This is a genomic window from Streptomyces sp. PCS3-D2 (assembly GCF_000612545.2).
In the GTDB taxonomy this organism is placed as follows: domain Bacteria; phylum Actinomycetota; class Actinomycetes; order Streptomycetales; family Streptomycetaceae; genus Streptomyces.
In genome coordinates this window covers 4,372,264-4,392,854 of record NZ_CP097800.1, presented here as the reverse complement: position 1 = coordinate 4,392,854, position 20,591 = coordinate 4,372,264, and the positions used below count along the sequence as shown (strand labels likewise).

General features: G+C 71.3%; 20 protein-coding genes and 1 tRNA gene. 9 read left to right on the top strand and 12 right to left on the bottom strand.

The annotated features are described in order from the left end of the window. Nucleotides 1-90 precede the first annotated feature (90 nt). From AW27_RS19415 to AW27_RS19400, 4 genes are all read right to left on the bottom strand, one after another. Nucleotides 91-219, bottom strand: a complete 129-nt coding sequence (locus AW27_RS19415; protein WP_269084582.1) for a hypothetical protein — start codon at nt 217-219, stop codon at nt 91-93. Between the two features lie 9 nt (nt 220-228). Beyond that, nucleotides 229-792 (bottom strand): ImmA/IrrE family metallo-endopeptidase, encoded by a 564-nt coding sequence (locus AW27_RS19410; RefSeq protein WP_052031097.1) that lies wholly within the window; start codon nt 790-792, stop codon nt 229-231. A 401-nt stretch (nt 793-1,193) separates the two neighbouring features. Beyond that, complete coding sequence (locus AW27_RS19405) at nt 1,194-1,451, bottom strand: hypothetical protein (RefSeq protein WP_157840295.1); 258 nt, start codon at nt 1,449-1,451, stop codon at nt 1,194-1,196. Between the two features lie 241 nt (nt 1,452-1,692). Next, complete coding sequence (locus tag AW27_RS19400) at nt 1,693-2,016, bottom strand: helix-turn-helix domain-containing protein (protein ID WP_063890625.1); 324 nt, start codon at nt 2,014-2,016, stop codon at nt 1,693-1,695. 413 nt (nt 2,017-2,429) lie between these two features. Here AW27_RS19400 and AW27_RS19395 point away from each other — a divergent pair, with 413 nt between their 5' ends. The 5 genes from AW27_RS19395 (at nt 2,430) to AW27_RS19375 (ending at nt 7,038) form a co-directional block, all read left to right on the top strand. Next, on the top strand, nt 2,430-3,011 hold the full coding sequence (locus AW27_RS19395; RefSeq protein ID WP_037925000.1) for a hypothetical protein: 582 nt from the start codon (nt 2,430-2,432) through the stop codon (nt 3,009-3,011). 263 nt (nt 3,012-3,274) lie between these two features. Then, nucleotides 3,275-3,934: a hypothetical protein gene (locus AW27_RS19390; protein WP_157840294.1), complete on the top strand. Its 660-nt coding sequence runs from the start codon at nt 3,275-3,277 to the stop codon at nt 3,932-3,934. Between the two features lie 225 nt (nt 3,935-4,159). After that, nucleotides 4,160-5,098 (top strand): hypothetical protein, encoded by a 939-nt coding sequence (locus AW27_RS19385; protein WP_052031094.1) that lies wholly within the window; start codon nt 4,160-4,162, stop codon nt 5,096-5,098. Continuing rightward, on the top strand, nt 5,091-6,566 hold the full coding sequence (locus AW27_RS19380; RefSeq protein WP_304949888.1) for a hypothetical protein: 1,476 nt from the start codon (nt 5,091-5,093) through the stop codon (nt 6,564-6,566). Before AW27_RS19385 ends, AW27_RS19380 begins: the two co-directional genes overlap by 8 nt. 399 nt (nt 6,567-6,965) lie before the next feature. Beyond that, nucleotides 6,966-7,038 (top strand) — tRNA-Arg (locus AW27_RS19375). Nucleotides 7,039-7,111: 73 nt separating this feature from the next. Here AW27_RS19375 and AW27_RS19370 read toward each other — a convergent pair. From AW27_RS19370 to AW27_RS19355, 4 genes are all read right to left on the bottom strand, one after another. Next, nucleotides 7,112-8,476 carry a sensor histidine kinase gene (locus tag AW27_RS19370; RefSeq protein ID WP_063890622.1) on the bottom strand — a complete coding sequence of 455 codons (1,365 nt, stop codon included), beginning with the start codon at nt 8,474-8,476 and terminating at the stop codon, nt 7,112-7,114. Between the two features lie 168 nt (nt 8,477-8,644). Beyond that, nucleotides 8,645-8,848, bottom strand: a complete 204-nt coding sequence (locus AW27_RS19365) for a hypothetical protein (RefSeq protein WP_236647740.1) — start codon at nt 8,846-8,848, stop codon at nt 8,645-8,647. 108 nt (nt 8,849-8,956) lie between these two features. After that, the gene (locus AW27_RS19360; protein ID WP_370466506.1) at nt 8,957-10,846 is read right to left on the bottom strand and encodes an MFS transporter; all 1,890 of its coding nucleotides are present in this window, start codon (nt 10,844-10,846) and stop codon (nt 8,957-8,959) included. A 239-nt stretch (nt 10,847-11,085) separates the two neighbouring features. Further along, nucleotides 11,086-13,362 (bottom strand): D-alanyl-D-alanine carboxypeptidase family protein, encoded by a 2,277-nt coding sequence (locus tag AW27_RS19355; protein ID WP_037924990.1) that lies wholly within the window; start codon nt 13,360-13,362, stop codon nt 11,086-11,088. Between the two features lie 185 nt (nt 13,363-13,547). Here AW27_RS19355 and AW27_RS19350 point away from each other — a divergent pair, with 185 nt between their 5' ends. The 3 genes from AW27_RS19350 to AW27_RS19340 all read left to right on the top strand — a co-directional run bounded on the left by AW27_RS19350 (nt 13,548) and on the right by AW27_RS19340 (nt 15,926). Then, nucleotides 13,548-14,282, top strand: coding sequence for a GOLPH3/VPS74 family protein (locus tag AW27_RS19350; protein ID WP_037924988.1), 735 nt, complete (start codon nt 13,548-13,550; stop codon nt 14,280-14,282). Between the two features lie 329 nt (nt 14,283-14,611). After that, nucleotides 14,612-15,496, top strand: coding sequence for a helix-turn-helix domain-containing protein (locus tag AW27_RS19345; RefSeq protein ID WP_037924985.1), 885 nt, complete (start codon nt 14,612-14,614; stop codon nt 15,494-15,496). Nucleotides 15,497-15,716: 220 nt separating this feature from the next. Then, the gene (locus AW27_RS19340; protein WP_037924984.1) at nt 15,717-15,926 is read left to right on the top strand and encodes a DUF397 domain-containing protein; all 210 of its coding nucleotides are present in this window, start codon (nt 15,717-15,719) and stop codon (nt 15,924-15,926) included. 98 nt (nt 15,927-16,024) lie between these two features. Here the strand turns inward: AW27_RS19340 and AW27_RS19335 are convergent, their stop codons facing one another. The 4 genes from AW27_RS19335 to AW27_RS19320 all read right to left on the bottom strand — a co-directional run bounded on the left by AW27_RS19335 (nt 16,025) and on the right by AW27_RS19320 (nt 19,507). Beyond that, nucleotides 16,025-16,882: a hypothetical protein gene (locus AW27_RS19335; protein WP_037924982.1), complete on the bottom strand. Its 858-nt coding sequence runs from the start codon at nt 16,880-16,882 to the stop codon at nt 16,025-16,027. 317 nt (nt 16,883-17,199) lie between these two features. Continuing rightward, nucleotides 17,200-17,823, bottom strand: a complete 624-nt coding sequence (locus AW27_RS19330) for a hypothetical protein (protein WP_370466505.1) — start codon at nt 17,821-17,823, stop codon at nt 17,200-17,202. Beyond that, nucleotides 17,823-18,044, bottom strand: coding sequence for a hypothetical protein (locus tag AW27_RS19325; protein ID WP_157840292.1), 222 nt, complete (start codon nt 18,042-18,044; stop codon nt 17,823-17,825). The genes AW27_RS19330 and AW27_RS19325 overlap by 1 nt, the downstream gene beginning before the upstream one ends. 140 nt (nt 18,045-18,184) lie before the next feature. Further along, on the bottom strand, nt 18,185-19,507 hold the full coding sequence (locus tag AW27_RS19320) for a diacylglycerol/lipid kinase family protein (protein WP_037924980.1): 1,323 nt from the start codon (nt 19,505-19,507) through the stop codon (nt 18,185-18,187). 283 nt (nt 19,508-19,790) lie between these two features. Here AW27_RS19320 and AW27_RS19315 point away from each other — a divergent pair, with 283 nt between their 5' ends. Further along, nucleotides 19,791-20,573, top strand: coding sequence for an SDR family oxidoreductase (locus tag AW27_RS19315; protein ID WP_037924978.1), 783 nt, complete (start codon nt 19,791-19,793; stop codon nt 20,571-20,573). The last annotated feature ends 18 nt before the right edge of the window (nt 20,574-20,591 follow it).

Sequence of the window (20,591 nt, the reverse complement as noted above, 5' to 3'; positions counted from 1 at the left end):
GTCATCCCTTCCACCTCATCGTTGCGGTCCTCAGGAGCCCCTGCAGGAACGGAGCGCCAAAGGGCAAAAGCGAGGATGAGCATCGGCCGTTCAGACCAGGGACAAGGCGCGCCGAGGCTCCAATGCGGCTCGCTGGCCTTCGCCGCCGACCATCGTCATCGTCAGGCCGAAGAGCACATTGTTCATCTCGTCCGACGTGAGGCCCAGCTCGGCTGCCACCGCCGCCGGCTACATTCCCGTGAACCGCAGGCCCTGGAAAACCTTGGTGAGCACCTGAGAGGTCTCCCGCTTCTTCATGCATTCGGGCTCCGCCTTGCGGTAGCCCCGCTGGCTCAGCTCGGTGCAGGCGGAACGGTACTGCCAGTCGGTGAGTAGTCCGAGGTCGTGCATGCGGTAGGTCAGGGCCATCGCGGACACGTTCCAGATGGCCTTGCCCTTGAGGATCTGATCGACGTGTGCCCCGGTCGGCATGTGGCCCAGCACGCTCGAAGCGGGCATGAGGAAGGCGCTGGCGAAGTCATTCGCCTGCCGCTCGGCCTCGGGGCCGGCGCACTCGCGGTCGGTGCCATGCAGAACGAGGTGCCCGAATTCGTGGGCGGCGTCGAAGCGGCTGCGCTCGGCGGACTTCATCGTGTTCAGGAAGACGAACGGGGTTCTCCCGCGCCAGACGGCGAAAACGTCGACCTCCGCGTAGTCGGGCGCGAGCGGGAAGACTCGGACGCCGTGCGCCTCCAGTAGGTGCACCATGTTCGGTGCCGGGGCGTTCCCCAGCCCCCACGTCGTGCGGACCATCTCGGCCGCGGTCTCAGGGTCGGGCTTGCCGAGAGAGGGGAGGTCGGCGACCGGCAGACGGAAGCGTTCCGATCCAGTCGTAGAGGAGGGCGGCCAGCGTTCCGGCCGCGCGCGGCGTCGAAAGTGCGGGCCGGGGTCTTGCTTCGAGCACGCCACCAGATGCCCTCGGCGGGCAGCTCGTCGATCTCCGGACCTGTGAAGACTGCCTCGGGATCCGGATGGTGCGGGTGGGGCGGCCAGTATCGCGGCCACCCCACATGATGGGCCTCAGCGAAACTGGGCCGGAGCCGCCTTCGCCACGCAGTTCGGCGGTTACTCCCCGCTCTTCGCAGCCCTCGTCGCCACTTCGTTGCTCACGACGGTGCTCGCCGTGGCATCAGCGGAGAGGAAGCCCCACCCGGTCAGTTCCGCCGATCCGAGGTGAGCGTGATCCAGCCGTCCGGGATCCAGCCTTCGAGGTAGCCCTCCAGGAACGGCTCGAGCTCCGGGATTCCGAGGTGCGCCACTTCCCCGAGCGCCTGGCGCCACGGAAGCCACAACTGTGATGGCCCGGGGCCGCCTTCGACGTGCATCGTGAACAGACGTGCCTTCCGATGTGCGCCGTCACCGGGCGACACGCCATCCAGCCGGGCCACCGTGCCGCCGAACCGGAAAGCCAAGCCGGCAGCGAGTCGGCATGCAGCCGCTCTGTACGACTCACCCGGGGCACACGCGCCCATGGGGAGGCTCATGAGCCCCGGCGAGTACTGGACAAGGCCCATCCGGTGAAGGTCGTCGAAGCACACGAGATACACCACACGCCGCCGCACCTCTGGTGCATACATACCCACAAGAAAAAGAATGGCCCGTCGGGAGCGCGACGCACTCCGGGCGGACCGAACGGGTGGGTAGTCGGCGACCTCAGGACTCGGGCGGCGCGGGCGGCAGCGCCGCCGGCCCGGGCCAGATCTGGAAACCGAAGGACGCTTCCAAGCGGGCGAGCGTGCCCGAGTCCGGCATGACCCTGCCGTTGAGCACCCTGCTGATCGTCGAATGGGTCAGGCCGGTCGCTGCCGCGAGGCTGCGCAGCGTATGTCCGGTGGAGGACATGGCCCGCGCGAGGTTCCGGGAGAGGGACTGGCCGTAGTAGGCACTGACCGGAGCATCAGGAGCGAGAGCGGCATTGGGCCAAGCGCCGTCCACGACGTAGTCGCGCGGCTGCTTGTCGTTGCTGCTCCGGGGCATGCCGAGATCATCCCACGTACCCATGGGGCCGACCCTTCCATTGTCTCGGATCCCGCAACGGAGACCTCTTGTGTGTTGCAAGTACGGAACAGCGTAAGGGTCCACGAGCCGTCGGTGCGGCACATTCCAGGGTTTCGGCAGCGCTCCGTGGTGGCGGGCGACGACACCACCCGGCCCCTCGCGCGCCACTCGACTACTACGCGCGCCCGATGCGCCACTCCGGCAAGCGTTCTCAGATGCACCGAGACCGGAGAAATCATGCAAGTCATAAGAGACATGGCCTCCAACACGAGTCACTTACAGCGGAGTTGCACCCAACCCCAGAGACTCTGCACGCTCGCATCTATGCATTTGCCTGCGGAGCGAGCGAAGGCTCGCTAGCTTGTGGGTGGATCATCCGAGGGGAGCGGAGCATGACCACAACAGGAGCGGGGTCCGCGCACCCTCTCGTTGAACACCTTCGCGAGATCCAGGCCGGGGAACACGCCAAATGGGTCATCGCGACTGGCGTGTTGGCCGAGGTGCGACAAGAGATGGCCGACCTCCAACGTCGCTTCGAAGAAGCGGAGCGATCCCTCCTGGCGGCCGACGTACGACTGTCGGCCGTGAGCGACACGGTTCGCCAGGCCGAGGAGTTCTTGGGGGCGAAGCAGCCCTCACATCCACCGACGGATCCAGGTGATCGCCCGAATCCCGCGGAGCCGCAGAGCTCCGGCTCCGACGCCCGTGACTCCGGTGTGCCACATCAGGCGGCGGGGCGGCCGGCCTCGGGCGTCGACACGGAGCAGAAGTCCCTCACAGAGCTGGTCCTCGAAGCGCTCGCGGACGGCCTGGATACACCGACCTCCAAGATCGTCGCCCATGCCCAGCTGGAGCGTCCGGACGCGACACCTCGGCAGATCACCAACTGCGCGAGCCACATGCGGGCCAAGGGGAAGGTCCTCATTGTCGGCCGCGGACTCTACCGACTGGTCAGCAAGGAGCCGCGCACGTAGAGATCGCCATCTTCCAAACAGAAAAAAGGCGCCGCCTGGGTGGTCAAGACCCTGGCGACGCCGTGACACGTCAGCTGAGGGCCCACGCGCCGCCTCCAGGCTAGGCCATGGAGTAGCGGCCCACCCGGCCCTCGGGAATTTTGTGCATTCAGCACTTGATCATAAATGAGGGCCCACACCATGCCATCTGACGCATTCATGCACCACTGGCCCCTACATGCCAGCAGCAGTCTGACGCCCCGGTACCCCCACGGGGGTGTTCGATGAGTGCCGCAGACAAAGTCCGCATCATCATGCCCACCGGCGGAATGGCCACCCTGCGGCAGCTGAAGGTGGTCGACGCCGTCGCCGAACTGGGCGGCGACGACCGCCTGGCCATCCCGGTCTCGGAGATCGCCACCAAGGTGGGGCTCAGCGCCTCCAACATCTCCTCCTCGCAGGGCTTTCTTCGTCAAGCCGGCCTGCTGGAGACGCACCACGGAGCCCTTTCGGTCACCGATGCCGGCTTTCAGTTGACGCGGCTCCGGGCGGAGGACTCCGCCCGCGCTCGCCTCTTCCTGCATGACCACTGGCAGTCCGCCTGGTTCACCAAGGCCGCCAAGCGCCTCCTGCGACAAGGGCCGCGGCAGAGGACCACGCTCGCCGAAGAGCTCGGCCAAGGGCTGCCCGCAGCGGCGCCCGAACGCGGGCTCTATCTGGTGGACTGGCTCGACTACGCCCTGATCGTCCACGTCGCCAAGGACGGACTGGTCCGCCTCCCGGGCTCCATCCCCACACCCCCGCCCCCCGCCGCTCCGGGATCAGGCCTGTTCCTCAGCTCCGTCGAAGAGACCATGGCGCTACCCGACGACACCTTCGTAGCGGCCATGCGGGCTTACGGGACCCTCGTGAGCTCGCTCCGAGGGCCGGCGGCCCGCGCCTAGCCAGGCCGGCTCGCCCCGCCGCACCGAGTGACGCCCCGGGCCGTCCTGCCCGGGGTCTCTTCGGCGCGTCCTCATCCATTCGCCCACCTCGGGTTGCAGCGGAGATCACACATGCCCACCGTAATGGTGCAAGTACGGAACACAATGAATCATTCGAATCTTCCCATTCAGAGGGTCGGGGGAGGGGTCGAACTGCTCTCCCCGACCCTCCGGAGGACCGTCATCATGGGAAGCGACCTGTCTCTCATCCATGCCATCGACCTCGTCATCGACGCATGGCGGGAGATGACCGCCCTCGACGAGATGTCCGAGCAGACCTTCGACAAGTTCGGTCTCCTCATCAAGAGGTTCGGACGGAACGCCACTGCGCGAGGCGTACTGCTCATCTCGGACGTCACCGATGGCATCGCCGAGGACTTCGTGAACGCCAAGGGCCGGAGCCGCCACGGCCACGTCTCGGACTCGGCGGTGGCTACCCGCCGAGTCCGCCGAAGCGTCTTGCGAACCGCCTTCCGCACCCTGCACGAGCTCGGCCTGAGCGACCAGGATCCGACACGCAACATCGTCCTGCCCGCCCGCACCTACGAAGGTTCCCGCCCTCTCACCGAAGACGAGGCCGTACTGCTGCGCCACCACGCCGCATACGCGGCCCGGCCCACCCGGCACGCAGCCGCGGCCGCCCTCGCCCTGGCCGGCGGGCACAGCGGCGAGATCGGGCACAGCGTCGTGGCCGACCTCGACCTGCCGCACAGCCGCGTCTGGATGCACGGAGCGCGCAAATACGACCCCCGCTGGTGCCGGCTGGACGCCTGGAGCCGCCACGTACTGGCCGATCGAGCCCGCCACGTCCTCGCTCAGCACCCGGACAAGACCACCGCGCGCCTCGCAGTGTCCTGTACCCCGGCACCCGATCCGGCCCTGCAATCGCGCACGTGTGTCGCGCTCCGCGATCTGCTGCGCAGGATCGGCCTTGACGGGGAACCCGACGTCACCCCGGCTTCCGTCACCACCCGTGCCGCCGTCGAGACCTTCGAGGTGACCGGCCGCATCGAGGAATCCGCCCGAAGGCTCGGGCTCCGATCCCTGGACAGGGCCGCCTCCATCGTCGGCTACGACTGGCAGACCGACCCCGCCTACACCGACGGGGGCCCGGCCCGTGCCTGACGACGTCTTCGGAACCCCCAAGTCTCACCCCGAACGCCCGAACCGCAAACGCCAGCTCACCGACCAGGACCAGCGCAGCATCGCGGAGCGCGTCCGCGACTGCCTCGACTACCCGCTCCTCTACGAGATGGCGGAACTCCTACCCCCGCCGAACGTCGTCGGCTGCCCCCGCGAGTACCCGGGCATCGTCTACCTGATCATGGCCGCCCTCACCCCGGTGAAGAAGTCCAAGCGTTCCACCACAGGACTCCTCGCCTCTCCCCAGGACTGGCGCAGCGTAAGGGCGAGCATCCGCCGCCACCTGGGCCGCAGGGCAGCGGCAGCCCTGCCCCTCACCGCACCTTCCCGCGGGCAGTACCAGGACGCCCTGAACAACCTCCTCGTACCGGCCACTGACGCACTCGAGGAAGCGTTCCGCAGGTATGCCGCCCAGCAAGCCCTGAGCCAAGGGCTGTTCCCCTCGGACACGCCCAAGGTATGGAGCCGCCCCGAACGCCGACAGCTCCTCGTCGGCGACGCCACCGTCCCCAAGGCACCCTCCAAAGCGCGCGCCGTGGAGATCGCGGACGAGGACACCGGCCTGATCCGAAACCACCGCGTCGACCCGGCCGCCCGCATCTACTACGAGAACGGAGAGAAGGAGAAGCGGCGGGTACGCGGCACCAAGTGGTTCTTCGCCTCCGGCCGCGACACCGGCTACTGGACCCGCGTCATCCTCAGCTTCGCCCACGTCGCCGGCGGCGAGTACGAAGACGAAGCAGCCATCGCCGTACGCCAGTTCCGCATGCTGAAGGACGCACTGCCCCACTGCATGGGCGTCGTCTACGACGGAGCCTTCCGCGGTGTCCACCGCGACGCCCTCGCCCGGGCCGGCCTATTGGCCATCAACAAGCAGCACGGATCCGTCGCCCCCGTCTTCTACGAACGCATCAGCCCCTGCCGAAGCGGTCACGAGCTCTGGTGCGACCAAGGCCGCATCGCCGAGAGCATCCGCATCGACGACGGCACCCGCATCCTCGAACCCCTCCCCATCACCAAGCTCGAGCACCGTGCCGGAGCCGCCAAGAGCCGCTGGTACCACGTCCTCAAGATCCCCTGCCGCCACGGCGACCACGACTACCGCGTCCCCGTCGGCATCACCACCACCCCCGCCGACCGGACCCTGCGCTCCGCAGACACCGGCAAGCGCATCAAGAGCGACAGCGAACGCGGCTTCCACCGAGCCGAATACCTTCAGCAGATCCCCGAGGCCAGCCTCACCCACCAGCTCCTCTACCCCTACCGCGCCGACTCCGAGTCCGTACACAGCCAATTCGACCAGAGCCTCTGGAATCGCCGCATGATCGCCTACGGCGTGGATCGCCAGAAGATCTTCGTTCTCGGCTTCGCCCTCTCCCAGAACGCCACCAGCCACCAGATCCACCTCCAGGCCCGCAGCAACGCCCAACAGGTCCTCCGCATCGCCTGACACCCCTCGACCCCACGACGGCCGCGCCCACCCCAGGGCGCGGCCGTCGCTCCGTTGAAAAGGCCCCATCCATGGCAAGCGGAACAGAACGGACGCTCCAGCAGCCTGCCCACACCCGTGCAGCACCCCCGGCCTCCCCACCCACCACCCCAGACGCTCAGAAACCCCAGGTCACGACGATGCCTTCACCTCAAGCCCACTCCCACGGCAATCCGTGCGACCACTCCCAGCACGATCCGCTAGGCTGTCAGCGGTCAGACGACTACCAGGTGTGTGCCGGGGAAAGTGTCCGCGAGGACAGCTCCGCCCGGGCGGGCGCACGTCATCCGACCAGCACGCTTGCCGAAGCGGCTCGGGCGATCCCTCTGGGGTTTCCGACAAGGTTCGCGACAAGCCCCCGCCTTCGTAGCTCAGGGGATAGAGCACGGCTCTCCTAAAGCCGGTGTCGCAGGTTCGAATCCTGCCGAGGGCACAGTCGAGGACCCCCGCCGGAAACGGCGGGGGTCCTCTTCGCGTGGCGGTCGTACGGCGACGGGCGGGGCGGTTCAGCGGCCGCGTCGGGCGCATGCGCCGGGAGCCGGGTCGCCGTCCCGGCCGGGAAGCGGCTCAGGTGCCGCAGGGGTCTCGGGTACCGCAGAGGTCTCGGGTACCGAGGGCTCCGGGAGGGTGACGCGCGCCTCGGCGCCGCCCTCCGCCCGGTTGCGGAAGGCGAGGGTGGCGCCGAGGACCCGTGCCTGGCCGAGGGCGATGGTCAGGCCCAGCCCGTGGCCCTTGCTCGTGCCCTCCGTACGGAACCGCTGCGGGCCGGTCATGATCAGGTACTCCGGATAGCCCGGCCCCGCGTCGGTGACGGTCACGGTCGGGCCGTCCACCGTGACCGTCACCGGGGCGGCGCCGTGGCTGTGCGCGTTGGCCACCAGGTTGCCCAGGATCCGCTCCAGGCGGCGCCGGTCCGTCTCCACCCGCGGGGAGGCCAGCACCGTCAGGGCCGTGTCCGTGCCGGACGCGAGGATCGTGCGGGCCGCCAGGTCGGCCAGGTCGTGCGAGTCGAGCTCCACGCGCTCGCTGCGCGTGTCCAGGCGGGAGATCTCCAGCAGGTCCTCGGTCAGCGAGCGCATCGCCTGCACCCGGTCTCGTACGAGCTCGGCCGGGCGGCCCGGCGGCAGGAGCTCGGCGGCCGCGTTCAGGCCGGTCAGCGGGGTGCGGAGTTCGTGGGCGACGTCCGCCGTGAACCGTTGCTCCGCCTCCAGCTTGCGCTGGAGCGACGAGGCCATCGTGTCCAGGGCCCGGGAGACGGCGGCGACCTCGTCCTTGGTGCGCGCCCTGTCGCCGACCCGGGCGTCCAGGTCGCCGGCGCTGATCCGGCGCGCCACCTGCGCGGTCACGTGCAGGCGCCGGGTGATCCGCGCGACCCCGGCCGCGCCGATGAGGAGGGTGATTCCGATGGCCAGGCCCGAGGAGCCGAGGATGGCCCGGTCGAGGTTGGCGATGGTCCGCTCGGCTCCGCGGAAGTCCACGGACACGGCGATCGCGGCGCCGTCCTCGGCGGGGGCGGCCGCCCACATCACCGGGCGCCCGCGGTGCGTGCCGACCGCCGTGCCGCGCTTCCCGTCGGCCGCCAGGGCGTGCAGTCGCGGGGGCAGGCCGGGCGGGTCGATGCCCTCGCCCCGGGGCAGGCGGGCACCGGTCTCGTAGAGCTGCACGGTCCGCTCCAGCTTGGAGATCGCTTTCTCGCGGGCCGTGCCGACCGTCTGGCGGGTCATGGCGCCGTGCACGAGGCAGCCGAGCAGCGCGGCGAGCCCGCAGCACATCAGGGTGATGAAGACCGTGGCCTTCCAGGTCAGGGTCGACGTCCAGGCGGGCAGCCGCAGGTGCGGCCGCAGCCGCGCTCCGCGCTGCATCTCGTTCATGGTCAGGTCACGGTAATCCGCCCGCCCGGGCGGGCGACCGGCGGGTTCCGGCCTGATCCCGCGCGATCCGGCCAGATCGCCTCCCGGGACGTTCGAAGCCCTCCCGGCAGGAGCCGGAAGGGCTGCCGGAAGGGCTGCGCCACCACGGATGCGCCGTCCCGCGAGGGGTCAGCTCAGGCCACTGGTGCGCTCGCCGATGCGGTCGCCCTGCGGAGTGCCGGCCCGCTTCAGCGCGGCCTTCGTGTGCAGTCCGCCCTTGACCTTGCTCCGTACAGGACCGTCGAAGCCGTGGCCCGGGGGGCGCGGCGGCTGCGCGGCCTCCTGCGCCTTGGCGATGGCCGCCCGGACGTCCCGCTTCTGTTCTTTGGTCATCCCGTCGTCAACTCCCTCAGGAAGCACCCAATCGGACTACTGGGATCGTATGCAGATATACAGAGCAACGCACCCGGACCGGAGCGTAAAGACATCAACGCGGAGATGTCAGGGAGCGGAGGGGGACGGGGCAGCCGGAGCCGGGCGCTCGGGCGTCCCCAGCGCCGCCGGGATGACCTCCTCCGGGCAGGGCGTGCCCCGCGGCAGCTGGTACTTCGCCGCCACCCGGTACTCCCCCGGCGTCGGGACCAGCAGCTCCGTCCACACGTCGCCCTCGCCGTCCGGGAGCGCCTTGAACAGGCAGCCGGCCGTGTTCGCGAACTCCTTCGGCACGGCGCCCCGCGCCTTGGAGTCCGCCGTCTCCTGCGGCGGCGGCACCGGCCGGCCCTCCCCGTCCACCAGCCCCAGCCACGGCGAGTGCGGGATCCGCACCCGCACCCGGCCGGCCTGCTTCACGTCGAGGACCAGCTGGTCGGCGCCCGCCCGCACCACGCTGGCGGGCCCCGTCACCAGGTCCGTCGGCCGGTCGACCTTGAAGAGCTGCCAGTTGGCGTCGCCCCACACCTGCTGGAGGTACGGGAGCCCGGCGCGCACCAGCTTCGCCTCGTCCTCGCCCCCCGAATCGGGCTTGTCGGCCGGCAGCACCACGTAGTGCACGGCCCAGCGCTCCAGCCAGGCCCGGTAGCTGTCGGCGGTGAGGGTGTCGTCGTAGAAGAGCGGGTTGCGCTCCAGGTCGGCCTGCCGGTTCCAGCCGCGCGCGAGGTTCACGTACGACGGGAAGGCGGAGGACTCGCGGTGGCTGCTGACGGGGACGACCTCGACCCGGCCGCGGTCGGCGCCCTCCTTCCGGAGCTGGTCCACGAGCGGGGCCAGCTCCCGGTTCCAGGCGGCGACCGGCGTGGTGCGGACGATGTCCGTGATGCTGTTGGTGGTGATCCAGGCGTTCAGTCCGACGAACGCGAGCAGCACGCCGTACCAGCGCCGCGACCGCGGGACCTCGTACGGGAGGGCCGCCAGCAGCACGGCGCCGCCGAACAGCATCACCAGCCTGGTGACGTTCGAGCCGATCTGGGAGTCGATCGCCCAGGTCAGGAAGACCCCGAGGGCGTAGACCGCGGAGGCGATCCGGGCCGTCTTCCAGCGGCGCGGCACGAGGAAGAAGATCAGCAGCCCGAACAGGAACGGCAGCCCGGCCGAACCGATCTTCATCGGCTGCGTCCCGGAGAACGGGAAGAGCCAGGCCGACAGCCCGACCACGGCCACCGGGGCCAGCCCGAGCGCGTACGCACCCGGGCGCCGCCCGCTCAGGAACAGCGCGGCCGCGATCACCCCGAGGAAGAGGCCCGCGACGGGACTGGCGGCGGTCGCGATCCCGGCCAGCGGGGCCGCGACCGCGGCCTTGGCCCAGCGCCGCCGCGCCCACTTGCGGGGCCAGCAGAAGACCGCCGCGACCGCGCCGAGGGCGAACATCGCGCCCAACCCGAAGGTGACGCGGCCCGAGAGGGCGTTGCAGAACAGCCCGTACGTCCCGGCCAGAGCGGGCCACAGCGGCTCGCGCACCGCCCCGCGGCAGCGGGTCAGGATCAGCGCGAGCAGCCCGGCCGAGACGGTGCCCGCGATCATCATGGTGGTGCGCACGCCGAGCAGGTGCATGAGGTACGGCGAGACCACGCTGTACGAGACGGGGTGCATGCCGCCGTACCAGGCGAGGTTGTACGCCGAGTCCGGATGGCGTCCCACGAACTCGGCCCAGGCGTCCTGCGCGGCGAGGTCGCCGCCGCTGCTGGCGAAGGTGAAGAACCAGACGACGTGCAGCACGGCGGCGAGCAGGGTGGCGACCGCCACCGGGTGGCGGCGCAGCGGATCGAGGGCGCGGGTGCGCCGCCGCGGCCGCCCGGGCGGCTCCTGCCGTGGCGGCACGGCGCCGCGCCCCGGGCCGCCACCGGGTGCCGACGCGATGACGGCCCCGCGCCGGCCCTGCTGCTCAGCGGTGGTCACTGCCGCACTCCCCAACACGTGGATCCCCACCGGCACGCGTCCGTGCGTCCCGGTCCCTCTGCCTCAGGTCGCGTCCGGTCGGCGGGACCGAGCGGACACTCGCTAGACGCGCACCGGCGCCCCGGGGTTGCCCGGGGCGCCGGATCAGCGCGCGTGCCCGCGACGGCCGCGCACGGCTGCGGAGGGCGACGCGTGGCCGCGCACGGCCACGCGCAGCCGCGGGCGGCCGCGGGCGGCCGTCAGCCGATGCGCGTCAGCTTGCTGCCGATGCCCGGCGAGGTCAGGTCGCTCTTCAGTGCCACCGGCACCTTGACCTGGCTGGCGCCCTCGCCGACGGTCAGCACGCCGACCTCGGTGCCCGCCTTCGCGGTCTGCGGCACCAGGCCGCCACCGTTCGCGAGCTTCACGGTGACGCTCAGCGAGGCCCACCCGATGGCCTCCACGTCGGCGGTGGCGACGACCGGAGTCCGGCCGCCGAGTCCGTCGTCGACATAGCCCACCACGTCGCCCTTCTTCACGACGGTCGCACCTTCGAGGGCCTTCTGCGTACCGTTCATCAGCTGCTTGCTCGCGGCGAGCACGGTGTCGATGATCGACGGCTTGTGCTGGCCGAGCACGGCGCCGACGATCAGCTGGTTGGTGTTGCCGATCTTCTTCTGCGCGGCGAAGAGGAGGTTTCCGCCCGCCTTCGTCGTCGTACCGGTCTTGATGCCGAGCGCGCCGCCGGAGCCGGTCAGCCCGTTCCAGTTGCGCCAGCTCTTGCCGGACGGATCGACCCAGTACGGCTTCTTGGTGATGTCGAGCAGCGTCTCGATCTCGACCAGCTTCAGACCCAGCTTGACCTGGTCCTCGGCGGTGCTGACCGTGGTCGCGTCCAGACCCGAGGGGTCCGTGTACGTGGTGTTGGTCATGCCGAGTTCCTTGGCGGTGTCGTTCATCTTCTTGACGAACGCCTCCTGGGAGCCGGCATCCCAGCGCGCGAGCAGCCGCGCGATGTTGTTGGCCGATGGGATCATGAGGGCGGCGATCGCGTCGTACTCGGAGATCTTGTCGCCCTCCTTGACCGTGTCGAGGGTCGACTCGTTGTTGACTGAATCGTTCCTCTTGCCCTCAGTCTCGGCCGTCTTGTCCACGTCGATCATCGCGCCCTGCCCACCCTTCTCGATGGGGTGGTCGCGCAGGATGATGTAGGCCGTCATCGACTTGGTGACGCTCGCGATCGGCACCGGCTTCTGCTCGCCGGACTGGCCGAGCGTGCCGAGGCCGGCGGCCGCCATGTACGCCTGTCCCTCGGTGGGCCAGGGCAGCTGCGGCATGGCGCCCTCGAAGGTGTACGAGGACTTCGCGGTCATCACGAGCCTGGGTTCGGGCAGCGGGCGCACCAGCTGCACGATGGCCAGGATGATCCCCAGGAGCACGACGAGCGGCGCGTAGATCTTGAACCGGCGGACGGCGGTGCGCAGCGGGCTCGGCGGTGGGGGCGGGTTGTTCGTGAGGTCCGCCAGCATGTCGAGCGGCGGCTTGGGCGGCAGCGGCTGCTGAGTGGTCCGTTCGCTCCGGTCACCGCGATCCAGGCGCTCGGTGGCGGTGGAGGCGGCGGCGGAGACCGACGGGACCTGTGGGGCCGACGGGGCCGACGGGGCCGGGTCCTTCGGCCCGGGCTTCGGCTTGGCCGCCGCCGTGCCGTCACCGTCGGTGCGCAGCGGCACGAAGGTGCTGGCCTTCGGGGCACGGAAGACGGCGGTGCTCTCGCTGTCCTCGGCGGGTGCCGGTGCCGGTGCCGGCTCCGGTGCCGGCTCCGGTGCCGGCGCCTGGGGCGAAACGGAAGGGGGAGCGGAAGCCTGTTGCGGCTTCACGGCGGCGGGCTTCGGCTTCTGCCCGGCGTCGGGCTTGCGCGCGTCCACCTTGGGCACCCGGAACACGGCCGTACGCTCGCTGTCCGCGGGCTCGTCAGACGCGGCGGCCGCCCCGGCAGAGCCCGGCTTCACACCGCGCTCACCAGCGGCCCCGACCTCCGCGCCACCCGCCGGACGCCCGCCCGAAACCGCACCAGCGGCCCCCGGCCGCACCGCACGGAACACGGCCGTACGCTCGCTGTCGCCCGGCGCGGGCTTCGCCTCCCGAGCCGGAGCCGGGGCAGGGACCGAAGCCGAATCGGAAGCCGAATCGGAAGTGGAATCGGACTCGGAAGCCCGCGCCCGCGCCGGCGGGTCGGCTTCGCGCGATGCGGCATCGGCTTCCGCATCCGTATCCGCATCGACCGGCTCCTCGGCCGACGTGGCGACCCAGGCCGCCACCGCCTCACGCAGCGCATCCCGCCCGCCGGACTCGGCCTTCGCCTCGGCGTCGGCCTCCGCCTTGCCCGCGGCACCGCCGTCGCCCGCACGGGCGACGTCGGCACCGTCCTCGGACTCCCTCGGCCGGAACACCGACAGCCTCGGGTCGCGGTCCGCGGACGGCTCCGCCGCCCCCGGCGTTTCTTCATCTACCGACTTGTCGGGGGACTCGCCCGCCACCGCTCCTCCTCATCGCCGCCACGTTCGGCTGTCCGAATGTCTAACAGTGTCCCGTCTCGGGGGCATCGCCCCCGTGCCAGACGAGAACGACATAGCTGCGGGTTCCCCCACAAAGCGGCCACGCGCTCTCGACAGATGAATGTGAGAGGCGTCACCCTGTCACTCATCCACGCGGGGAGGCATGGATGGGCAGGAGCCGCAGAACAATTCCGGAGGAGCTTCTGCTGCTCGCCTTGGACCCGGCCACGGGTACCACGGCGCAGCCGCAGTCGCTCGACCTCGGCCTGGCCGGGGCACAGCTAGTGGAGCTGGCTCTGGCAGGACGGATAGCCCCTGATGGGGATCGTATCGCCGTGGTGATGCCACGGCCGACAGGAGATCCGACTCTGGACTCCGCACTGGAACTGCTGCGCAGGCGCGGCAGCCCGGTACGGGCCGTCCACTGGATCGGCGGACCCCGGCTGGGGCTGCGCCAGATTTACCTCGCGCACCTGGAGCGCTGCGGCATGGTTCACGCCGTCGCGGGACAGATGTGCGGCGTGTTGCCGACGACTCGCTACCAGGCGACGGACACGGAGATCAGCCGGGAGATCCGAGCCCGGCTCGACAGTGCGATCCGCACCGGCGTACCGCCGGACCCGCGGACCGCGGCGCTCGCCGCGCTGGCCCACGCGGTCGGACTCGGCAAGCACCTGTACCCCGGTAACGAGGGGCGCTCGTCCAGGTCCCGGCTGCGGGACCTGATCCGCCACGACCCCATGGGCGGACTCGTGGCGCACGCCGTGATGGACGTCCAGAACGGTGTGGCCGCCCAGCCGCGCCGGGACCGCCCACCGGCACCGCAGGCCCGGCCCGCCGCGGGCGGCGTCCCGATGCAGCCGCGCCGCACGGGTGCGATGGCGCGCGTGGCCGCGCACTGATCCACCCCCGGTGTGGCCCGGGCAGGCCCCGGGCCCCCGCTCCACCCCTGCACAGCTCCACCACCGCACGACGCACCACCGCACCACGCACGCACAACGCACCACCGCACACAGCAGCGCCACCGCCGGGACCGGCGTCCGCGAGGATCCGGTCCGGAGGCCGCCAGCGCGCGGGGTGGCGGAGCCGGACCGCCGGCTCCGCCACCCCGCGCGTCTGTGTTTTTCCCTGCCGTTCCCCAGCGGCGCCGCCCGCTTCGGTGGCAGTCTGCTGAACACCAGACACGCAGAGAGACAGCTGCACGACAGAAGAAGGCGGAGGCGCCGTTCACGTGGCGTCCAATGTCAACCCCACCGTCCGACGCCGCCGACTGGGCATGGAGCTGCGCAAGCTCCGCGAGGACAAGGGCATGACGGCCGAACAGGTCGCCGAGCGCCTCCTCGTCTCCCAGTCGAAGATCAGCCGGCTGGAGAACGGCCGCCGTTCCATCAGCCAGCGCGACGTCCGCGACCTGTGCGATGTGTACGAGGTCGAGGACCGCCGACTGATCGACTCCCTCATGCAGATGGCGAAGGACTCCCGCCAGCAGGGCTGGTGGCACGCCTTCGGCGACATCCCGTACAGCGTGTACATCGGGCTGGAGACCGACGCCGCCAGCCTGCGCACGTACGAGCCCCTGGTGATCCCGGGCCTGCTCCAGACCACCGAGTACGCGCAGGCCCTGGTCCGCGGCGCATGGCCGGAGACCGCCCCGGCCGACGTGGAGAAACGCGTCCAGGTCCGCATGCACCGGCAGAAACGGCTCTCCGAGACGGAGAACAACAACCCGGAACTCGGGCCGCTGCGCCTGTGGGCGGTCATCGACGAAGCCGCGCTCCGCCGCCACGTGGGCGACGTGCCGCTGATGGTCCGACAGCTTGAATACTTGATAAAGCAGTCGGAGCAGCCGCACGTCACGGTGCAGGTGATGCCCTTCGAGCTGGGCGCGCACCCCGGCGTGAACGGCCAGTACGCGATCCTGGAGTTCCCGGACGCGTCCGACTCGACGGTCGTCTACATCGAGGGCGTGACCAGCGACCTGTACCTGGAGAAGGCCAACGACGTCCAGAAGTACAGCGTGATGTACGAGCACCTGCGCGCCCAGGCACTGGGGGTCGACAAGACGAGGGAGTTCATCTCGCAGATCATCAACGAATATGCCGACATGGGTGAATAGCCCCGCGGAACGGGGGCGGCGGGCGGCGGGCGGCGGGCGGCGGGCGGGCAAAGGTCGGCACCGTACACCGTCGATCCCCGGCCACAGAAGGCTTGAATGGAATATGCCACCCGGTCGGGTGAATGCCCCCTTCACCCGTCAGGGGCTGCCGGTAGCGTCGATCAGGTCAGCCGGAAATGGCCGACAAGACACTGGAACTACTCGCTCACCGGAGAGAAACATGGCTATTCGCCAGGGCGCCACCGACAACTGGGTCAAGTCCTCCTACTCCGCCAACGGCGCGTGCGTCGAGGTCAAGTCCCCCGTCATGGAGGCGATCGCCGTACGCGACTCGAAGGCGCAGGACGGCCCGTCCCTCACCTTCGCGCCCGCCTCGTGGACCTCCTTCGTCGCCGACGTCACCGAAGGCCGGCTGGGACGCCTCGTCTGAAGGACACGACGCGTCCCGACCGTCCCGCCGGAACTGACTTGAGCCCTCTCGACCGACCCGCCGTCTTGGCCGAGGGGGCTCGGCCATGCCCGCGTACGTCAGCGCAGCTGATCGACGTACCGATCCGTCCCCGGCACCGTCGGGATGAACGGAGCCACGAGCTCCACCCGCCCCAGACCGGCGTCCGCGACCTCCGTGTCCAGCCCCGTGAAGCGGTCCCAACAGCTCCGGGGATCCTCCTCCAGGAACCACAGCAGCGTGAGGCGCGTGTCGACCCCCTCCACCTGCTGGACGTACGTCATCCGGTCCCCTGGCAGCGGTGTCGGCCGGAAGACGGTCACCATCGCCGCCGGGGAGCCGTGCAGCCGCTCGGGCAGGGCGCGCGAGCGGAGCCACTCCAACAGCTCGGCCCGCCCCTGCGGGCCGTCGGCGTCGACGACCTGCACCACCAGCCCGGTGTACGGGTGGTCGAGCGCGTGGTGGTCCCGCGGACCGGCGGCGCCGTCGCGGTAGACGGTGGCCGCGTGGTCCTGGAAGGCCGTGAAGACATGGGTCCGGTTGTGGTGGACGCGGCCGTCCCGGTTCAGGCGCTTGTTGATGGCGACGGTCCACTTCATGTGCTCGTCGTAGCGGCCCGCGGTGATCCAGTACGTCGACAGGTAGCAGCCGGCGGTCACCGGCCGGGCGACCGCCGACTTCTCCGGGTAGCGCAGCTCCTGCAGCTCGCGGGTGGCCACCCAGCGGCGGCCCGCGTACATCCAGGGCATGGCCATGGCGCCCGCGTAGTAGTGGTCGTCCTCGTACCAGCGGTTGTACGCGTATTCGTGGCCCGGGTGCGGTTCCACCATGGTGATCAGCGCGTGGCCGGGGCGGACCCCGTAGGGGCCGACGGCCGCCAGCGCGGCGTAGTCGTCGGCACGGGTGTCCTGCTGCGGGTCCTGCTCTGCTGTGGTCATGGGAACGGTCTAGCTGACACAGCGTCAGATCGGGAGAGGGCGGCCGGATTCGGCGGAAAGGAAGCACGGATGTCCACCCCCCGATTTATTCATGCCACCTACACGCTTCTCTCGCTACGATGCGCGCACCCGCCTCCCCGAGGAGCTTCCGTGCCCGCTGCCATCCGTCCCCGGCGCTCCCTTCCACACGGGCGTCCCGGACCCTCGCACGCTGCGGCTGTCCTTCACGACGCACACCCCGCGGGAGATCGCCGAGGGGCTCGGCCGCCTCGGGTCGGCACTGGCGGAGTACGGCGGGACGCCGCGGCCGCGGACCTCTAGTGCTGGAGCCCGGCCTTGAGGAGCACGATGAGCAGGCCGAGGAAGAGGTTGACGGCGCCGGCGATCACCATCAGCCGACGGGAGGCGCCGGCGCGTCGGGCGGCCACCGTCGCCCAGCCGACTTGACCGGCGAGGGCGACCAGGAGTGCCAGCCATGCGATGCCCTGCGGCCCCAGGCCGAACAGCGGCGTGATGGCCGCGGCGGCGGCCGGCGGGACGGCCGCCTCGATGATCGGGCGCTCCTCCCGGGCCGTACTGCGAATGACGGTCCAGCTCAGTCGGCCCGCCAAGCGGGCGCCGAAGAGGCGGGCGAAGACGTGCGCGGCCCAGAAGACGATGCCGGTGCCCAGCAGCAGCACGACGAGCTGCAGCCGCGGGAACGGGCCGAGGGTCCCTGCGCCGACGACGACGGAGGCGGCGAGCAGCGAGCCGTAGACGGCGCCCGTGTAGTCGCCGCGGACCTTCTCCGGAGCGCCGTCCGGAGCGCCGTCCGGAGCACCCTTCGCGGTGCGCTCCGAAGGCTGTTCCGAAGTCCGTTCCGACGCCTCGCCCGAGGCCTGGTCCGGGGAGGGCTCCCGCCCGGGACCCCGGCGGGGTTCCGGGCTGCCGGCCGGGGACACTAGGACACGGCCCCGGCCGACGTGGTCGGCCGCTCGGGCTCGGCCGCCGTCCCGGGGCCGGGTTCCGGTTCGACGGCACTGCCGCCGTGGCGCGGCGGCCGGGCGGGCGCGGACTGCCGACCGGCGGCCTCGTGGCGTGAAAGGGGGCTGCTCCGCCGGGAGTCGAAGTCCTCCACGGCTGTCTCCTCTCCGCGCACGCCCGGCGGCAACGGCGTGCGCACCAGGCGCTCCCCGGGCTCAGGCCCATTGTGACGCCGCCCCGGAGGCCGGGCATCCCGGGGCGATCGCCCACGCGTACTCCCCGCGTCCGCCGCGACTCCGTCCCGTCCTCTTCACCACAGCCGGTCGGCGTCCCGCTGCCTCACCACAGCCGGTTGAGGGCCAGCGCGAGGACGTCGCGCCACTCCATGGGCGGACCGGCCGTCGGAGCTCCGGGGCGGTCCCTGGGCACCCGTACGCGCAGGGCACCCGGCCGGATGGAGCAGGTGACGGGCGTGGGCAGGGTCAGGGGCTCGCCGTCCACGGCCACGGGGATGCTCTCCGCCTCCGAGCCGATGACGACCTGCCGGGAGGTCAGGATGCGCAGGCCCGTCCCCCGTGCGCCCCGCAGCGCGATGTGGGCCGCCTGGGCGGCGTTGTCCACCCGGAGCCCCACGACCCCGAGCACGCCGAGGTCGAGGCGGGACCGGCGGGCGCCCACGGCCGTCGGGTCGGGCGACGAGTAGGGGTTGTTGCTGATCAGCAGGGCCTGCTGGGCCTCCAGGCGGGTCTTCCCGTCGGCCGTCGCGTCGAGGGTGCGGCCGGCGTCGCCGCGGAGCAGGTCGGGCAGGGCGTTCAGGGCCGAGTCCGCCTTGGCGTCCCGGTACTCGGGGCGCTGGACGACCTCCGCGTAGACGCCGAAGGAGGCCGTGTTCACGAAGGCGCGGCCGCCCACGGAACCCAGGTCGACGCTGAGCTCCTCGCCGTCCGCCAGCGCGTCCAGGCACCGCACCGGGTCCTCGCGGTCCAGCCCGAGGTCCATGGCGAAGTGGTTCCTGGTCCCTGCGGAGATCACCAGGAACGGCAGGCCGTACTCGACCGCCACCTCGGCCACCCGGGCCTGGGTGCCGTCGCCGCCGGCCACCCCGAGCAGGTCCGCCCCCTCGGCGACCGCCCGGCGGGCGACGGCGGCGACGTCCGTGGTGACGTCGCCGTCCAGTAGCACCACCCGGGCGCCGAGCGCCTCGCCCTTCTCGGCGAGGCCGAAGCGGCCGACCTTCCCGCCGCCGGACTTCGGGTTCATGATCAGGACCGGGTGCCGGGGGCGCTCGGCGGCGACGGCCCGCATGCCGGCGGGTGGCCGCGCCGCGCGCAGCGCCGTCCGTGCGCACGCGACGGCGGCCACCCACAGCACGATGGCGGCCAGCACCGTGGGCCACAGGTCGGCCCGGGCGTAGATGACGAGGACGGCCACCGGCGCGGCCACGGCCAGCACGCCCCCGGCCAGCCGGACCGGCCCGCGGTGGGCGACCACCCACCACGTGCCCACGGCGGTGAGCGCCGCTCCGGCCGCCCCGACCACGACGACGACCAGCCCGCCGCCGACCGCCACCAGCGCCACCCCGGCGCCCAGCGCGCACAGGAGTGCCAGCAGCGCGAACAGCCGGGCGCGTGCGGGCGCGCCCGGAGGGTGCGCGAGCGCCATGGTCCTCACGTCCTCCGACCGGGGCCCGGCGCGGCGCGTCGTCCCCGCCGGAATGCGTTCCCTTCCGATCATCCCCCCAACGCCGGGCCCCGTCGACGCGGCCGAAGCCCGGCGGCGGGCCGGTCGGAGTCGTACCGGCAGGGTGGAGGGGCGGGGCGGCCGGCTGTGGCACCCGTCGATGCGCGCCGCACCCCGCGGGCGGTGCGCGCCCCTTCCCACCGGGGCGCGGGCACCCTAGCCTGACGGATCGTCAGATACGTCTGCGCCCGCCCGGAGGTACACCGTGCTGCTGCGAGGGAAAACCGTCATCGTCTCCGGCGTCGGGGCCGGGCTCGGACATCAGGTGGCCGCCGCCGTGGTGCGGGACGGCGGAAACGCCGTCCTCGGGGCGCGGACCCCCGCGCGTCTGGCCAAGTCCGCCGCCGAAATCGACCCCGGCGGCGCCCACACCGCCCACCGCCCGACCGACATCGGAGACGAGGCGCAGTGCGAGGCCCTCGCCGCCCTGGCCGTGGAGCGGTTCGGGGGCGTCGACGCCGTCGTGCACGTCGCCGCCTGGGACTCGTACTTCGGTGGGCTGGAGGATGCCGACTTCGGGACCTGGCAGCAGATCATCGACGTCAACCTGCTGGGCACCCTGCGCATGACCCGGGCCTGCCTGCCCGCCCTCAAGGAGGGCGGCGGATCCGTGGTCATCATCGGGACGCAGTCCGCCGTCGCGGCGCCCAACGAGGTGCAGCAGGCCGCCTACGCCGCCTCCAAGGGGGCCCTGACCTCCGCCATGTACTCGATGGCCCGCGAGCTCGGCCCGCACCGCATCCGTGTCAACACCGTGCTGCCCGGCTGGATGTGGGGCCCTCCCGTCCAGGCCTTCGTCACCTTCACCGCCCACGCCGAGGGCGTGCCCGAGGCCGAGGTGCGCGCCCGTCTCACCGCGCGCATGGCATTGCCCGACCTCGCCACGGACGGGGACGTCGCCGACGCCGCCGTCTTCCTCGCCTCCGACCGCGCTCGGGCGATTACCGGCCAATCACTGCTGGTCAATGCCGGTGAGCTGATGAGATGACGCTCTCCACCACCGGGA

What these genes read in the sequence shown, in the direction of transcription:
- AW27_RS19365 (WP_236647740.1), bottom strand. Translation starts at nt 8,848, where the DNA reads ATGACCAAAGAACAGAAGCGGGACGTCCGGGCGGCCATCGCCAAGGCG.
- AW27_RS19350 (WP_037924988.1), top strand. Translation starts at nt 13,548, where the DNA reads ATGGGCAGGAGCCGCAGAACAATTCCGGAGGAGCTTCTGCTGCTCGCC.
- AW27_RS19385 (WP_052031094.1), top strand. Translation starts at nt 4,160, where the DNA reads ATGGGAAGCGACCTGTCTCTCATCCATGCCATCGACCTCGTCATCGAC.
- AW27_RS19400 (WP_063890625.1), bottom strand. Translation starts at nt 2,016, where the DNA reads ATGCCCCGGAGCAGCAACGACAAGCAGCCGCGCGACTACGTCGTGGAC.
- AW27_RS19410 (WP_052031097.1), bottom strand. Translation starts at nt 792, where the DNA reads ATGGTCCGCACGACGTGGGGGCTGGGGAACGCCCCGGCACCGAACATG.
- AW27_RS19390 (WP_157840294.1), top strand. Translation starts at nt 3,275, where the DNA reads ATGAGTGCCGCAGACAAAGTCCGCATCATCATGCCCACCGGCGGAATG.
- AW27_RS19320 (WP_037924980.1), bottom strand. Translation starts at nt 19,507, where the DNA reads ATGGCGCTCGCGCACCCTCCGGGCGCGCCCGCACGCGCCCGGCTGTTC.
- AW27_RS19335 (WP_037924982.1), bottom strand. Translation starts at nt 16,882, where the DNA reads ATGACCACAGCAGAGCAGGACCCGCAGCAGGACACCCGTGCCGACGAC.
- AW27_RS19370 (WP_063890622.1), bottom strand. Translation starts at nt 8,476, where the DNA reads ATGAACGAGATGCAGCGCGGAGCGCGGCTGCGGCCGCACCTGCGGCTG.
- AW27_RS19395 (WP_037925000.1), top strand. Translation starts at nt 2,430, where the DNA reads ATGACCACAACAGGAGCGGGGTCCGCGCACCCTCTCGTTGAACACCTT.
- AW27_RS19340 (WP_037924984.1), top strand. Translation starts at nt 15,717, where the DNA reads ATGGCTATTCGCCAGGGCGCCACCGACAACTGGGTCAAGTCCTCCTAC.